The organism is Tepidibacter formicigenes DSM 15518, assembly GCF_900142235.1.
Lineage (GTDB): Bacteria > Bacillota > Clostridia > Peptostreptococcales > Peptostreptococcaceae > Tepidibacter > Tepidibacter formicigenes.
The window spans coordinates 87,634-103,477 of the sequence record NZ_FRAE01000005.1; the positions used below are offsets into that span (position 1 = coordinate 87,634).

Below are 15,844 nucleotides of genomic sequence, written 5' to 3' on the forward strand. Positions count from 1 at the left end.
AATATTCTGAATTAAATCATTGAAATTCACCTATTTTTCATCACCTCTTTATCTCTAATACTATTTATAGGCAATAAAAAAATTCGCTTCATGCTATCGCATGGCTCATGTCGCCAACGAGTCCTAACGGACTCCGTTGCTCAAAATAGTTGATACTTTTATTCAGTTACCAAAGTTACAGTTTAAAAAATTTATAGTTTCCTATAGAATAAAAATAAAAAAATCTTTCATCTCAACAAATATATAATACATATATATCTATAGAGACGAAAGATTACTTTCGCGGTACCACTCTATTTGCAGCAAATATTACTGCCCCTTTATTCAGGTCGACCTTGAACATTTAGCTCTTAGTGAACCCTAACCATATATCGGTGGTAACCGTCCTTGTTTACTCGAATAAAATCTTTCAACTCAGAAGCTCTGGAGTGATCATTATACATTTTTATTAACACCAACTTTCAGCAAACGTTGGCTCTCTGTAGTTAATACATAAATGTTTTTGTCTCCGTCTTCGCTTTGACATATTGACTTTTATGATGTTATACAGGATTATATATCCATAAGAAAATATTGTCAATATGTTTTTTCTGAAAATATTAAATTTTTTAAAAAAACTTATGTTTATGTAAAATTATTTTAATATTTGAGCTACTATATTATTGACCCATTTTTTAGATGCGACTCTAAAAAATCCGATAATTCCTTTAACTATTTCTTCACAGTATACTAAAAATACAATTACATAAATAGGATATTTAAGAAATGCTCCTAAAAATGCAAGTGGAACTCCTATAAGCCAAACAGATCCCATTTCCAAATATAGTGAAAATTTGTTATCTCCTCCACTTCTTAATATACCAACTATTAATATTACATTATAGGTTTTTAAACTCATAAATACAGAAAGTACAGTTAATATTTTAACTACATCTTTATATAAATCTGTTGAGATATTAAACATAGATAATATTAACGGAATCAGTAAATATAATATTAATCCTACTAATCCTCCAACTGCAAATCCTAAAATTGAAAACTTCTTAGAATATTCAACTGCAGTATCTTCATTATTTGCTCCTATTTCATTTCCAAGCATAACTGCACAAGCATTTGCAAGCCCCATTGAAACTACCATAAAAAAGTTTTGAATTGTGTTTGAAATTTGAGTTGCTGCTATTGCTCTAGTTCCAACTTTAGCATAGGCTATAGAATACATTACCATTCCAAGAGCCCAAAATGCATCATTTAATATTACAGGTGCTGATTTTTTTAATACAGTTTTTATAAAATTAATTGATACGCTCTTAAAATCATCTATACTAATCTTTAAAGGATGATCTTTTTTATATACATATGCTAAGATAATTGCCATTTCTATAGTTCTTGATATAAGCGTTGCAAGTGCAGCTCCTGCTACACCCATTTGAGAAAATCCAAATTTTCCAAATATTAACACATAATTAAGCGACGCATTTATAAATATACAAATAGCACTTACAATCATAGGAAGCATAGCTCTATTAATGCTCCTAGAGCTAAAGCCATATGCAAAGCTTATAGCTGTAATAGGATAACTTATACATACTATTTTTAAATACCTTCTTGCAAAATCAACTACTTCCTTATCCTTTGTAAAAATATTTATTATAATATCTGAGCCAAATAATACTAAAGTTAAAAATATTAAACTCAATATTAATCCTGACATAATTGATATTGAAAGAGTTTTTCTTATATTATCTATATCTTTTTTACCCCAAAACTGAGAAATAAACATAGACGCTCCACTGTTAATTCCAAATATTATGATAACATACAAGAAAAATACTTGATTCGCAATTCCAACTGATGCAATTTGATTTTCTCCAAGCTTTCCTATCATAACTGTGTCTATCATATTAAGTGATGATGTTATTAGATTTTGAAGAGCAATAGGTATTGCTAGTAAAAGCATATTTTTATAAAATTTATTATCTTTAAAAATACTATTAATCATATCTATGTTCTCTCCCAACCATATTACTATATTTATATAGGGCTGCCTTAATAGAAAAATAACTTACCTCATCTGGAAGAACTTCTTTTATAGGCTTTAATTTTTCTCCTCCTATATTTTTTATAGCATCAAATATTTCTTTTTTATATTCTTTTTGAATGAATTCATCTAAATCTATATCCAGTCCTTCATCAAAACATTTTAATAAATGACTTTCTATAGTAACTTTTGTAAGATTTCTTTCTTTAATTATTTCTTCTATTTCTTTTCCTTCTTTATACATATTGTATGTTATTATATGTGTTTTAATTTTTTCTTCTTTAGTCTCATTTATATTTTCTTTGTTTAACTTTATAACATTATTTTCACTAATATATTTATTTATTATATTTAGGAACTCTTCTCCATACTTTTGAAGCTTTAACTCTCCTACTCCTTTGATATTTAAAAGTTCATTTTCATCTTTAGGTAAATATTCACTCATCTCTCTAAGTGTTGTATCCGAAAAAACTACATATGGAGGAATCCCTTCTCTTTGGGATATTTCTTTCCTTAGATTTCTTAATATATTAAATAAAGTATTATCCTTATTAATAACTTTGCTTTTCTTGTGTATCTTCATAAATACTTTTTCATTTCCTTTTAATACTGATACTGATTTTTCTTTAAGTTTTAAAACTGGATACTTACCTTCTGTTATACTTAAATAATCGTCTGCAATAAGCTTATTTATTATATCCTGAATTTCCTTTATAGTATACTCTTTAACTATTCCGTAAGTAGACAACTTGTCTAATCCTAAGTTTAATATTCTTTTATTCTTTGAACCTCTCAAAACATCAGCCACTAAATTTATTCCATAATTTTCTTTCATTCTATAGATACAAGAAAATATTTTTTGTGAAAGTACAGTTATATCTTGAGTTTCTCTATCATCATTACAAATACTACAGTTTCCACATTTCTCTTTTGTATTTTTTTCTCCAAAGTATTCAAGTATATATTTTCTTAAACACTTAGAGGTGTGACAGTAGTCTATCATATCTTGAAGCCTTTTATATTCATATCCTTTTCTATTAATATTTTTTAAAGTCTTTTCTATGAAAAATTTTTGAGTTTGAACATCTTGAGGATTAAATAAAAGGACACATTCACTAGGCTCTCCATCTCTTCCTGCACGCCCTGCCTCTTGGTAATAGCTTTCCATATTCTTAGGCATGTTATAATGAATTACATACCTAACATTTGATTTGTCTATCCCCATACCAAACGCATTTGTAGCAACCATTACATCAATATTATCATAAGAAAAATCTTCTTGGGATTTTGTTCTTTCATGTTCACTAAGCCCTGCATGATAAATTCCTGCATTATATCCTTTTTCTATGAGTTTATTGTAAAGATTTTCTGTTTCTTTTCTTGTAGCTACATATATTATTCCAGTTTCATCTTTTTTATCTTCAAGATAATTTAATATAAAATCTTTTTTATTTTCTCCTCTAATTACAGAAAAAGTTAAATTTTCTCTATCAAATCCTGTTACATATACATTAGGAGTGTTTAATGATAATAAATTTTTTATATCATTTTTAACTTCTTCTGTAGCAGTTGCAGTAAAAGCAGCAACTATTGGTCTTTTATTAAGTCTATTGATAGTTTGACTTATTCTTGTATAACTTAGTCTAAAATCGTGTCCCCACTGAGATACACAATGTGCTTCATCTACTGCTATTAAAGAAACTTCAACATCATTTAAAAAATTTAAAAATTCTTGTGAGTCTAATCTCTCTGGTGCAGCATATATTAATTTATATTCTCTATTTCTAGCATCAAATAATCTTTCTGTTATTTCTAAATTAGAAAGTGTACTGTTTATATAAGTAGATCTTATCCCAATACTATTAAGAGAATCTACCTGATCCTTCATAAGAGAAATCAAAGGCGAAATAACTATTGTAACTCCATCAAAAGCCATGGCAGGCACTTGAAAGCACAGAGATTTTCCTGCTCCTGTAGGCATTATAGCTAAAGTATCTTTTCCTCCTAATATACTTTCTATAACTTCTTTTTGTCCTTTTCTAAATTTATCATATCCAAAGTATTTTTTTAATATATTCTTCTCTAAACTATACATAGAATTTACTCCTTTAATTTTGTATAATCAATATATTTATTCAATAACCAAAAACAAATTATTCATACATAATTAAAATAATTTTATCATAAATTATTTTATTTTAAAAAAATACTTTCAAATGCATGTAAATGCTTAGGGTATAAAAAAGTCTTTATTCTAAAGATTTTACAATGTAGACTTTTTTAAAATTTCATGGCGCCAACGAATTCTAATGAATTCCGTTGCTTAAAACTCATAACGGAATTTATATTTATCCACAATTTAAAGAGGAATATAATTTCCTATTCGTTATAAAAAAAGAGTGTAAATTTTTACACTCTTTTATACTGCTCTTTTATCATCTTTTTTGTTTACATATATATTCTTACAATTAGTTTCTTTTATGAAAAATGTAAATACAAATCCAATTATCGCTGAAATAAAACAATATAAAAATGCTTTATGATAAAGCTCTATAGAAGATAACGTGCCTCCAAATTTATCGAAAACTTTTCCTAGAAGTGGAGGTACAATAGCTGCTCCAAAAAATCCTCCTATATTTACTACAGAAGTAGAAATACCAGCTATCTCAGGTGGGTTTATCTCTTTAGAACATGCCCATCCTAATACAAATGCTGAACATGTAAAACCTAATGTAAATAATAAAAACATTAAAATTGGAGATGGTATTTTCCCAGCAAATGCTATAATTCCCCAAGTAATAACATAAATAGATCCAAATACAATCATAGGCAACTTTCTCTTTTTTATTTTATCTGATATTTTACCTATTGCAATACTACCTATTGCAAGTCCTAATACTGGAGAAATCATATAATTTGCAGCAGATACCTTAGATATTTTATAAACATCAACTATATATGAAGCTCCCCATGCACCAGTTAGGGAGACAAAGGCTCCAAAAAATCCAGCAAATATCATAAATCCTGGCCAAGTTCTAGGATTACTTATAACCTTTATAAATCCTTCTTTTAAATTAACTTTTTTATTGTTATTTTCAAATTCTTGTTTTCCTTCTATTTGAGCAATAGATGGAAGATTCATTTCAGTTGGGTTATTTCTAACAAGTAAATAACATAAAATTCCTATTATTATAGAAAAACCCCCCATTACAACAAATGAATATCTCCATGTTATACCTGCAACTAACAGAGCTAGAGGAGTTTGAGCTATTATACCACCTAAGTTACCTGCAAATGATGTTATTCCTGACATTGTTCCAAATTCACTTTCTTTGAACCATTGAGATTGTATTTTAAGTATTGGAATAAATACTACTGATACTCCAATTCCTACTAGTAATCTTCCTATAAATGCCCAAAATATACTTGGAGCTAATCCAAATATAATAGAACCAATTCCTGAAGCTATTACTCCTATTGATACAGTTTTTCTAGCTCCTAAAGAATCTGCTAATATTCCAGCTGGAATTTGCATAATCATGTAAGCATAAAAATACATTGATCCTAAATTAGCAAATGTAGTTCCTGATATAGAAAATTCATTTACTAAATCTTCTTTTACAACCCCAGGAGCAAGTCTGTGGAAAAATACTATTATATAAGCAAAAGCAAGTATGCCCCAAACAATCCACCTGTAGGTCATAAGCTTTTTTACTTTAGTTTCTTCTATATTTTTCATTAGTAATTTCCTTTCAATTATATTTTTTAAAAAAACAAGATAACTATTTTTATATTCTATTATAGTTATCTTGTTTTTTTACATGATTATTTTATTATACAGCTTTTTCTTCTTCAAACTCCATTCCTTTTTCAATCGCTTTTAGATTTAAGTCTATGAATTTTTCCTTTACATTTTCCTTTACAGCTTTATTCCAATCTATATTGTCTATTTTTAATGCTTTTATAAGACCTCCAAGCATCACTATATTTTGAGCTTTTATATTTCCAAGCTTAACTGCTTCATCAGCTGCGTTTATAATAGTTATATTATCAAATTTTTCTTCCAGCTTTTCAAGTACTTTTTCTGGGTATTTTTCTTTTCCTGAAAGAACAGTAGCTGAAGGTATTTTATAGTCATTTATTACTATTTTACCATCTGGTTTTAAATACTCAAGCCATCTTAAAGCTTCTACCTTTTCAAAGGCTACAATTATATCAGCTTGCCCTTTTCCTATTATAGGAGAGTATACTTTTTCTCCATATCTAACTTGAGTTGTAACGCTACCCCCTCTTTGAGCCATACCGTGAACCTCTGACATTTTAACATCATATCCTGCATCTATTAATCCACTTGATAATACTTTAGAAGCTAATATTATACCTTGTCCTCCAACTCCTACTAATAGAATGTTTTTTACTTTGTTCATTATTATTCACCTACCCTTTCTATAGCATCAAATGGACAAACTTGAGCACACACACTACAACCAACACACATAGTCGGATCTATTTTCACTGTATCATCTAATGATATAGCAGGACATCCAGATTTTAAACACATTTTACAAGTTTTACATTTTTCTTCATTTACTTTAAATGGTTTGGTATTGATCTCAAACTGTTCTTTATCTTCTAAACTTAATTTTTTAAGAACACAAGGCCATTTAGTTACAATAACAGAAGGCTCATTAGCTTCAAGTGCCTCATTTACTGCTTTTTCTGTTTCTTCTAAATTAAGTGGGTTAACTACTTTTACATTATTTACACCTACTGCCTTACAAAGATTTGGGATATCTATAGAAATAGTTTTGTCTCCCATTAATGTATATCCTGTTCCTGGATTTTCTTGATGTCCAGTCATTCCAGTTATTCTATTATCAAGTATAATTGTAACTGAGTTTCCTTTATTGTATACTACATCAACTAAGCTTAAAAGTCCTGTATGGAAGAATGTTGAATCTCCTATTACGCTTACAACTTTTTTATCTACATTGTTTATATTAAATGCTTTTTGAGCGCCATGGCCAGAACTAATAGAAGCCCCCATACAAATACAAGTATCCATAGCATTTAATGGTTCCGAAGATCCTAATGTATAACATCCAATATCTCCAGTAATCATTATATTTTTCTTTTTAGATAAAACATAGAATAATCCTCTGTGAGGACATCCTGCACATAAAGTTGGAGGTCTTGATATGATATCCTCTTTTAAAACTTCTACACTACTTGCAACTTCATTTTCTATACCAAGTAATGAACTGGCTATTATATCCGGATTAAGCTCTCCTATTCTTGGAATTTTTTCTTTTCCTATACAGTTAATTCCTCTTGCTTTTAATTGCTCTTCTATATACGGCTCAAGCTCTTCTATTACATATAAAGTTTCTACTTCATTTGCAAATTCTTCTATCTTCTTAAATGGAAGAGGATGAGTAAATCCAAGTTTTAAATAGGAAACATTATCTCCAAATACTTCTTTAGCATATTGATAAGCTATACCAGAAGTTATAACTCCTATTTTTTTATCATTCCATTCAATTTTATTTAAATGAGTATTATTACTAAATTCTTCAAGTTTTTTTAATTTATCCTCAACTACAACATGTAGTTTTTTACCATTAGCAGGTGTTGCAACAAATTTAGATATATTTCTAGTATAAGGCTTAGTACTAACCCCTTCTCTATCATTAAATTCAACTAAAGTTTTAGAGTGACATATTCTTGTTGTTACTCTAAATAAAACAGCAGTATCAAATTTTTCAGATATCTCAAGAGCATCTTTTATAAAATCTTTAGCTTCTTGAGAATCACTAGGTTCAATCATTGCTATTTTTGCAAATTTAGCATAGTATCTATTATCTTGCTCATTTTGAGATGAATGCATTCCAGGATCATCTGCAGAAACTAAAACAAGTCCTCCATTAACCCCTGTATATCCATATGTCATAAGAGGATCTGCTGCAACGTTTACTCCTACGTGTTTCATAGCAGCAAGAGATCTTGCTCCTGCAATAGATGAACCTATAGCTACCTCTAAAGCTACCTTTTCATTTGGTGCCCATTCACAATAAACATCTTCTTTATATAAGACCATGTTTTCAAGTATTTCAGTAGATGGTGTTCCAGGATATGCACAAGCTACAGTTCCTCCAGCTTCATAAAATCCTCTAGCAATGGCTTCATTACCTGTCATAAGCTTTTTCATCTAAATTCCCCCTTGTTATTTTAAGCATATATTTTATTTTCTTTTAATACTCCATCTAATTTAGTTATAAATTTTTTAGTTTGTTCAAGCGTTCCAGTACTTACTCTTAACCAGTTGTCCCAATTCCATAGATATCCTGGTCTTACTATTATTCCTTTTTTAAGAAGCTTTTCAAATACTACTCTTGAATCCATTCCTACGTTTACAAATATGAAATTTGCATTTGATTTTATATATTCAAAGTTATTTTCTTCAAAATATTTCTCCATCATGTCTATAGACTTATAATTAAGCTCTACTGTTTTTTGTGTATGCTCAGTATCATGTAGTGCTGCAATACCAGCTACTTGTGCAAGCCTATTTACATGAAAAACAAGCTTAATCTTATTCATTGCTTCACAAATTTCCTTAGAAGTTAATAAATATCCTACTCTTACAGCTGCAATTCCTGATACCTTCGAAAACGTTCTCAGGATAATCGTATTTAATCTCTTTTTTAATATACTTAAGGTATCTGGATAATCAGTATTTTTTATTGCATAATCATAATATGCTTCATCAAATACTATTACAACATCATCTGGAACATTCTTTACAAGATATTCAATTTCCTCTTTAGTCATTATATTTCCTGTTGGATTATTAGGATTACATACAAATATTAATTTTGTTTTATCATTTATTCTTTCTATAAAAGCTTTAAAATCATGTTTATAGTTTTTAAGCTCTACCTGATGAGCTATCCCACCCATAAACATTACTTCACTTGCATATTTACCAAAGCTAGGATTTGCCATTATAGCTTCATCACCTGAATTTATAAAAGTTTGTGCAATCATTTTTAAAAGTTCTTCTCCACCATTACCTACTACAATATTTTCAGAAGTTAAATTGTGTTTTTTAGCAAGCTCTTCTTTTAATTTAGTAGAATTTGGATCTGGATAAATATGAATATTTTCTGCTTCTTTTTTAATCGCTTCAATTGCCTTTGGTGATGGTCCTAATGGATTTTCATTTGATGCAAGCTTTTCAATATCTTCTATACCCAATTCTCTTTTTAATTCTTCTATAGATTTACCTGGAATATAGGGCTTTATTGAAGATACTTCATTTTTAAACAAGTTTTTTCCCATCTTTTCATTCCCCTTTATTTTAAATTTAATAAGAAATTGATTATTTATGAGAATTTTAAGAATTATCTTTATTTTAAGCAAATATCATGCCAACAGTATAATCCTACTGAAAGTGTCTATTTTTATAAGGAGTTAGTATGTATACTTATTTAAAAAAGGGTTAAATGGTATTAATTTTTATACCATTTAACCCTTTAAGTATTTAAATACTCTTCTTCCATAATCAGTTATTACTGTTCCACTTCTCCCTTTAAATATCTCTACCATAAGAAATTTTTCAAGATTAATTAATATTATTCTTATCTCCTGCTCACTTATAAAAATTCCTTTCTTTTTTGCAAGTTGATATAGACTTCTTCTTCCAAGCCTTTTTTTATCAATATAGCTATTTTCTAATTCTTCTAAAACAAATAAATATTTTTGAATATTTTTTCCTATATATTCTAAGAAATTTTCTAAAAGTTTCTTTTCTTCAGAGTCTAAAATATAATAATTTAAATTTTCTTCATTCCAAAAAGGTAAATCATCTACATCTACATTTTCTAATCCTAAGTTGGAAAAGTACTCAATGTAATTTTTAAGTTCTCTAACATTGCCTCTCCAATTATGACTAAGTAATAATTCTTTTGCATCTTCAGTCAAATTAAAATTACAATTAAATTGATTTTTCATTTGATTAACAAGAAGAAGTATATCTTCTTTTCTTACTCTTAGTGGAGGTATTTTTAGAGGAAGAACATTTAATCTATAATATAAATCTTCTCTAAACTCACCTTTTTTTACCATTTCCTTTAAATCTCTATTAGTCGCTGCTATTACTCTTATGTTAATTTTAATTAACCTATCTCCCCCAATCCTCATAACCTCTCTTTCTTGAAGAACTCTTAAAAGCCTTTTTTGAAGGTTTAAAGGCATTTCTCCAATTTCATCAAGAAACAAGGTTCCGTTATGAGCCAATTCAAAAAGACCTGGTTTTCCTCCTTTTCTAGCTCCTGTAAAAGCTCCTTCTTCATATCCAAAAAGTTCACTTTCCAAAAGACTTTCGGGAAATGCTCCACAGTTTATAGCAACAAATTGATAATCTTTTCTTTTTGAGCTGTTATGTATTGCTTGAGCAAACAATTCTTTGCCTGTTCCGCTTTCTCCACTAATTAAAATAGAAGAATCTGAATTTGACATTCTTTTTGCAATATCCTTACATTTCTTTATTAAATCACTTTTTCCCAATATATCTTCAAATCTATATTTAGCTATATGACCTTTTCCTATAAGCTGAGCTCTTAATTTATGCTGTTTTATCTCTGTATCACTGAATTTTTTAAGTATAGCAACTGCACCATAATTTTTATTAGAATGAACTATTGGATGAACAGATACTACAACGTCATATCCATTTATTTTTATAAGTTTTTCTTTAATTGGGTTTAAAGTTTTAAGTACATAGTCAAAAGGTATTTTAGATAATATTTCAATGCCATTTTTCCCTATAACTTCATCTTTTTTATATCCTATAATATTCTTTGCACTTTCATTGTAAGAGTAAATATTTCCATTAGAATTAACTGCAATAATTCCATCATCTAAAATTTGTAATAAAATATCTAACTGACTTTCAAACCTATTTGTCTTTCCTATCATATCTGCTAGTCCAAAATTTGTAGTTACAATTTCTTTATAGCTTTTTTCAATATTCTGCCTTTGAAGAATATGAACTAAATCAAGCTTTACTCCTATATCAATTATTGTACTAAGATCTAAAAGAGAATTTCCAATATCAATAATTTTATTAGGCGAACCTATAATGTTTTTATTTCCTCCTAATAAAATTAGAATTTCTTCATCTATACTCTCTTTGCATCCTGGATAAATAGGAATTAATTCAATATGCCTTGCTCCTAATTGATATATTACAGAAGTCATCTGCAAAGCCATTTCTTCACTTTCATCTAAAAGTAAAGCTCTTTTTCCTTCTTTAATATTCATAATTTTTTGCAGGGCTACTTTAGATATTGTTCTATTAGCAATAACTATTTCAGTTTTCTTTTCAATATACTTTTTTATCATTTTAAAAGCATTATAGGATGGAACCAGTACAACATCTGCTTTTATTCCTTCTTTTATATTTTTATTTTCAATACAAAATTTTTCAACAATTATATTTTCCGAAAATAAACTTTTAATTTGTTCATAATAAGTATTAACTGTTTGAGAGCTGTAACTTATAATAGCTAATTTTTTCATATACATCCCCACCCTTAGTTTAAAGGATTATAATTTCCTATTCATTAAAAAAGAAAAAGGGGTAGTCAAAAAACTACCTCCCCCTTTCTTATTTTCTTTCTTTGTCAAACTCTTTAAGATTATGCTCTTTCCACTGCAAATTAACCTTACTATAATTTACTTCATTAACAAATGTATTTTCCCAAATATTATTTACTTTAAGCTTGTTTTTAGATGTGCTATTTGCAACAGGTAACATTATACTTTGTATATAAGTATCTTTTCCTATTTTTATTATATATTCATATTCGTTCTTTAATTTTTCTAAATCATATACTTTAGTTTCATCTTCATTTACGAAGTTATTAATAGCATCTAAGTTGTACTCTTTTTCGATATAATATAAATTAGCTCCATTATACTTTGCAGATTTAATTTTAACCTGCGCAAGCCCCATACGAATTTCATCATCCTCTATGAATTTTTCTACTCGTTCTTTAACAATTTCATTTATTTCATTTGTATCAAGTCCTGCTGACATATCTAAAGACATATTACTTGTAGGCTCAAATACACTTATATGTTCATCATTACTTATATCTCCTCTATAGGCTGAATCCTCATATTTATTATAGTAAAAATCATCATAAAAATAATCTCTATCATTAAAAGTATTCCAACTCTTTGTTACTTTTGTTTTGAAATTGTATTTTTTCATTTTTAGCTCTTTCAAATCATTTAAATTTATTATTGATTTTGCTGTAATAATTTTTCCTAAATATTTGCTAAGACACTCTTTATCTAACTCAAAAGAATTTACCATATTCTCAAAACTATTTCTCTTTTTATCATCTTTATATTGTTCTTCTGTCATTATTGCAGACACTAAATATTTATATCCATTTCCTACTGCATAAAGATTATGTACAATATATGGTTTCTTAGTAACTGTTTTATATTTAATAACTACATGATAAGTATCAATATTCCCTTGTTTTCTTGCTTCTGATTTTATTATATCATAAACATCACTATTGTAATTATCTTTAAATAATTGAATTTCTTCTTGTGCCCACTTCGAAGCATTTTCGCCTGCTTCAGCTGAACTAATTAAACTAACAGTAATTCCTTCAGATATTTTTAACTCATCTTCACTATCTTCTTCGATTTTACTATCTACATCTAACTCTTCATCACTATATACTGGTCTAAATTTTTGATAACGAGAATTAGGTGTTCCTTCTACTTTCCAATAAGGGCTCATTACTAATTTCCAACCATAGCTTTTATTTTTGTATTCTCTAGTAGTACTAACTGAATCTGATAGTTCTTTAATGTATGGATTATTTTCTTCAAAAGAAAGTTTAAAGGAAGATGCTAATTTATCAAACATTTCTTCATGTTGTCTATAGAATTCTCCATCCATGCTTATAGTTAAATCGTATATATAGTTATTAGCTATATATATTCTATTTTCAATATATTCTCCAAGTTCTTCTGCTGCTTCATCTACCATAAAACGATCATAAACTTTATTTGCTTTTATTGTACGAATATATCTTTGTCCTAAATTATCTTTAACTATATCAACAACAAATTCCTTATCTCCCCAATCCCAATAATTCTCTCTTATTGATTCATTTTGAATTTTATAAAGCATTTCTTCTAAAGTTAATTCATCTTTATTTTTATTTACTTCTAATTCAACAGATGCTTGATAACTGTTTGTTGACATGTCAAAAAAATTTGCTCGCTCTGATTTATAAATAACAGCATCATCTGGTAAGTGCATAGACCATTTATATATACGGCTCCCCACTTCATTTTTCATTTTATCTTCTTTACTTGAAAATACTTCATATAAGTCAATTTTTCCATCATCATCTACAGCATATACTACTGGATTAATTAATCCAATAATCAAAATTACAGAAACTATAAAAGAAAAAAATCTTTTCATATTACTCCTCCTTTCCTATTTTAAAATTTCTTTCTCTGGTTGTTCTTTTAATATTACTGTAATATCTATCTTTTCATTTCCTCTACTAAATGTTAGTTTCACTTTATCACCTGGTAGATAATTTTTTAAAACTTCATTATATTGAGCTATAGATGTTATAGACTTTCCATCTATTGCTTCTAGAATATCCCCTTCTTTTACTTGATTGAAATTTACTACTGCATCCTTTCGAATAGTTACTACTTTTAAGCCTTGATTACTTGGAATTCCAAGCATAGCTGCCCAGTTTTCTTCAAATTCAATTCCTGTAAAGCATCTTCTTATTTTACCAAATTTATTATAATGATCTAAAAAGTAATTGATATTGCCTACTGGAATTGAAAAGTTCATTCCTTCAAAAAACATAGATCCTAATGTATTAATACCAACTAACTCACCATTCATATTAACAAGAGGACCTCCGCTATTTCCTGGATTAATAGATGCATCAGTTTGTAAATAAGTGTAAGAACGATCTACTGGTCTGTTAAGTCCACTTATAATTCCTTTGCTAGCACTATTTCTATAACCAAAAGATAAAGGTGTACCTATTGCTATAACTTCATCTCCAACTTTTATTTCATTTTCATTTGCTAATTTTATAGGTTTTAAATCAGTTCTATTAATCTTTAATAACCCTAAATCCATTTCCTTATCTGAATATAAAAGTTCAGCTTTATATACATTCCCATCATATGTAACTACATAAATTTCATCTAAACCATCTACTACATGGTTGTTGGTTATTATTCTGCCTTCATTGTTTATTATAACCCCTGAACCATGTTGTAAATTTTTAGGAAACTTTGAATATATATAATCTCTTTCCCTATACTTTTTGTTCTCTCCTATAATAGCAACTACAGATTGATTTACTTCATCGATTACTTGTGATACTTTCTTTTTTTCTTTTTCTAATTCTTGTTGTAATTCTTGGACTTGCTTTACTAGTTTTTCTAAATTTTCCTGTTTATCTTCTGCTGCAAAAACTGGTGTAGTCATTGAAAATAACATCGTAATGCCTAAGATAAAACTTAAAATTTTTCTCATAATTAACCCCCTTTTTATATATTATTTGAGCTTAGTTTTGTTCAACTAACCAACTATGATTTTACCATATTTTTCAATTGATTGTAATAAATATATTAATTATTCTAAAAAAAAATAAAAATTAATATGTTCTATAATTATGATATAATTTATTAGGGTGATTTATATGCAAATATTAAAAAATGACTGGCAAAATTTATTAGAAGATGAATTTAAAAAAGATTACTACTTAAAACTTAGAAAATTTTTGATAAATGAATATAAAACAAAAACTATATATCCAGATATGTATGATATATTTAACGCTTTACACTATACAGAGTATAAAGATGTAAAAGTTGTTATATTAGGTCAAGATCCATATCATGGTCCTAACCAAGCACATGGTTTGAGTTTTTCTGTAAAACCAAATGTACCAGCTCCTCCTTCTCTTATTAATATCTATAAAGAACTTAATAATGATTTAGGCTATTATATTCCTAATAATGGCTACTTAAAAAAATGGGCTGATCAAGGAGTTATGCTTCTTAATACTGTATTAACAGTTAGAGCAGGTCAGGCAAACTCTCACAAAAACATAGGTTGGGAACATTTTACTGATAAGATAATTAGTTTATTAAATGATAGAAAAGAGCCTATTGTTTTCATATTATGGGGAAAAAATGCCCAATCTAAACTTAATATAATAAAAAATTCAAGACATTACATAATAAAATCTCCTCATCCAAGCCCATTATCTGCACACAGAGGTTTTTTGGGGAGTAAACCTTTTTCTAAAACTAATAAATTCCTTATTTCAATAGGTAAAAATCCTATAGACTGGCAAATTGAAAATAAATAAAAGCTAGGTATTAATACCTAGCTTTTATTTATATACACCACTTTACAAGAAAATCTAACTTGCTAAATCCTCTACGTTAGCGTATTGACGTAGATATGGTATGCGAGATAGATTTTTCTTGATTTGGTGTATTTTCAACAACTTGCTAAAAAATAATTCTTCCCTAATGGCTTCGCCGATTATATGCTTAGCTTCTTGTGGACTACAAAATCTATACGCTTTAAAAGTAGCACTAATAAAAGGTAGTAAAATCATAGCTGAATATGCTACCCCTATAAGATTTATATATTTTTCTATAGATATTTTACTTCTAACCATATATGTTCCTAATGACCAAAATAATTTTTGCTGATAG

The 15,844-nt window shown here is 28.0% G+C and carries 10 protein-coding genes, 1 pseudogene and 1 other annotated feature; of the genes and pseudogenes, 1 reads left to right on the forward strand and 10 read right to left on the reverse strand.

Features of this window, described 5'->3' with window-relative positions; genetic code table 11:
* Positions 1 to 259: 259 nt before the first annotated feature.
* Positions 260 to 524: a binding site (T-box leader), on the reverse strand.
* Positions 525 to 634: 110 nt separating this feature from the next.
* The 9 genes from BUA77_RS00940 to BUA77_RS00980 all read right to left on the reverse strand — a co-directional run bounded on the left by BUA77_RS00940 (position 635) and on the right by BUA77_RS00980 (position 14,648).
* Positions 635 to 1,999, reverse strand: a complete 1,365-nt coding sequence (locus BUA77_RS00940; protein WP_072886535.1) for an MATE family efflux transporter — start codon at positions 1,997 to 1,999, stop codon at positions 635 to 637.
* Positions 1,992 to 4,133, reverse strand: coding sequence for a DNA helicase RecQ (recQ, locus tag BUA77_RS00945; protein WP_072886536.1), 2,142 nt, complete (start codon positions 4,131 to 4,133; stop codon positions 1,992 to 1,994). The genes BUA77_RS00940 and recQ overlap by 8 nt, the downstream gene beginning before the upstream one ends.
* A 324-nt stretch (positions 4,134 to 4,457) precedes the next feature.
* Positions 4,458 to 5,777, reverse strand: a complete 1,320-nt coding sequence (locus tag BUA77_RS00950; RefSeq protein WP_072886537.1) for an MFS transporter — start codon at positions 5,775 to 5,777, stop codon at positions 4,458 to 4,460.
* A gap of 94 nt (positions 5,778 to 5,871) precedes the next feature.
* Positions 5,872 to 6,465, reverse strand: a complete 594-nt coding sequence (locus tag BUA77_RS00955; protein ID WP_072886538.1) for an indolepyruvate oxidoreductase subunit beta — start codon at positions 6,463 to 6,465, stop codon at positions 5,872 to 5,874.
* Positions 6,466 to 6,467: 2 nt separating this feature from the next.
* The gene (gene iorA / locus BUA77_RS00960) at positions 6,468 to 8,246 is read right to left on the reverse strand and encodes an indolepyruvate ferredoxin oxidoreductase subunit alpha (RefSeq protein ID WP_072886539.1); all 1,779 of its coding nucleotides are present in this window, start codon (positions 8,244 to 8,246) and stop codon (positions 6,468 to 6,470) included.
* A 20-nt stretch (positions 8,247 to 8,266) separates the two neighbouring features.
* Entirely contained in the window at positions 8,267 to 9,379 is a 1,113-nt protein-coding gene (hisC, locus tag BUA77_RS00965) for a histidinol-phosphate transaminase (protein ID WP_072886540.1), read from the reverse strand.
* A 186-nt stretch (positions 9,380 to 9,565) separates the two neighbouring features.
* Positions 9,566 to 11,620, reverse strand: coding sequence for a sigma-54 interaction domain-containing protein (locus BUA77_RS00970; protein WP_084605368.1), 2,055 nt, complete (start codon positions 11,618 to 11,620; stop codon positions 9,566 to 9,568).
* Between the two features lie 88 nt (positions 11,621 to 11,708).
* Positions 11,709 to 13,559: a hypothetical protein gene (locus BUA77_RS00975; protein WP_072886542.1), complete on the reverse strand. Its 1,851-nt coding sequence runs from the start codon at positions 13,557 to 13,559 to the stop codon at positions 11,709 to 11,711.
* 15 nt (positions 13,560 to 13,574) lie between these two features.
* A complete protein-coding gene (locus BUA77_RS00980) occupies positions 13,575 to 14,648 on the reverse strand; it encodes a S1C family serine protease (protein WP_072886543.1) in 1,074 nt (357 codons plus the stop codon).
* A gap of 166 nt (positions 14,649 to 14,814) precedes the next feature.
* Here BUA77_RS00980 and BUA77_RS00985 point away from each other — a divergent pair, with 166 nt between their 5' ends.
* A complete protein-coding gene (locus BUA77_RS00985; RefSeq protein WP_072886544.1) occupies positions 14,815 to 15,489 on the forward strand; it encodes a uracil-DNA glycosylase in 675 nt (224 codons plus the stop codon).
* Positions 15,490 to 15,543: 54 nt separating this feature from the next.
* Here the strand turns inward: BUA77_RS00985 and BUA77_RS13650 are convergent.
* A pseudogene (locus BUA77_RS13650) lies at positions 15,544 to 15,844 on the reverse strand (IS701 family transposase); the annotation flags it as partial.

What these genes read in the sequence shown, in the direction of transcription:
- BUA77_RS00940 (WP_072886535.1), bottom strand. Translation starts at nt 1,999, where the DNA reads ATGATTAATAGTATTTTTAAAGATAATAAATTTTATAAAAATATGCTT.
- BUA77_RS00985 (WP_072886544.1), top strand. Translation starts at nt 14,815, where the DNA reads ATGCAAATATTAAAAAATGACTGGCAAAATTTATTAGAAGATGAATTT.
- recQ (WP_072886536.1), bottom strand. Translation starts at nt 4,133, where the DNA reads ATGTATAGTTTAGAGAAGAATATATTAAAAAAATACTTTGGATATGAT.
- hisC (WP_072886540.1), bottom strand. Translation starts at nt 9,379, where the DNA reads ATGGGAAAAAACTTGTTTAAAAATGAAGTATCTTCAATAAAGCCCTAT.
- BUA77_RS00955 (WP_072886538.1), bottom strand. Translation starts at nt 6,465, where the DNA reads ATGAACAAAGTAAAAAACATTCTATTAGTAGGAGTTGGAGGACAAGGT.
- BUA77_RS00970 (WP_084605368.1), bottom strand. Translation starts at nt 11,620, where the DNA reads ATGAAAAAATTAGCTATTATAAGTTACAGCTCTCAAACAGTTAATACT.
- BUA77_RS00980 (WP_072886543.1), bottom strand. Translation starts at nt 14,648, where the DNA reads ATGAGAAAAATTTTAAGTTTTATCTTAGGCATTACGATGTTATTTTCA.
- BUA77_RS00950 (WP_072886537.1), bottom strand. Translation starts at nt 5,777, where the DNA reads ATGAAAAATATAGAAGAAACTAAAGTAAAAAAGCTTATGACCTACAGG.
- BUA77_RS00975 (WP_072886542.1), bottom strand. Translation starts at nt 13,559, where the DNA reads ATGAAAAGATTTTTTTCTTTTATAGTTTCTGTAATTTTGATTATTGGA.
- iorA (WP_072886539.1), bottom strand. Translation starts at nt 8,246, where the DNA reads ATGAAAAAGCTTATGACAGGTAATGAAGCCATTGCTAGAGGATTTTAT.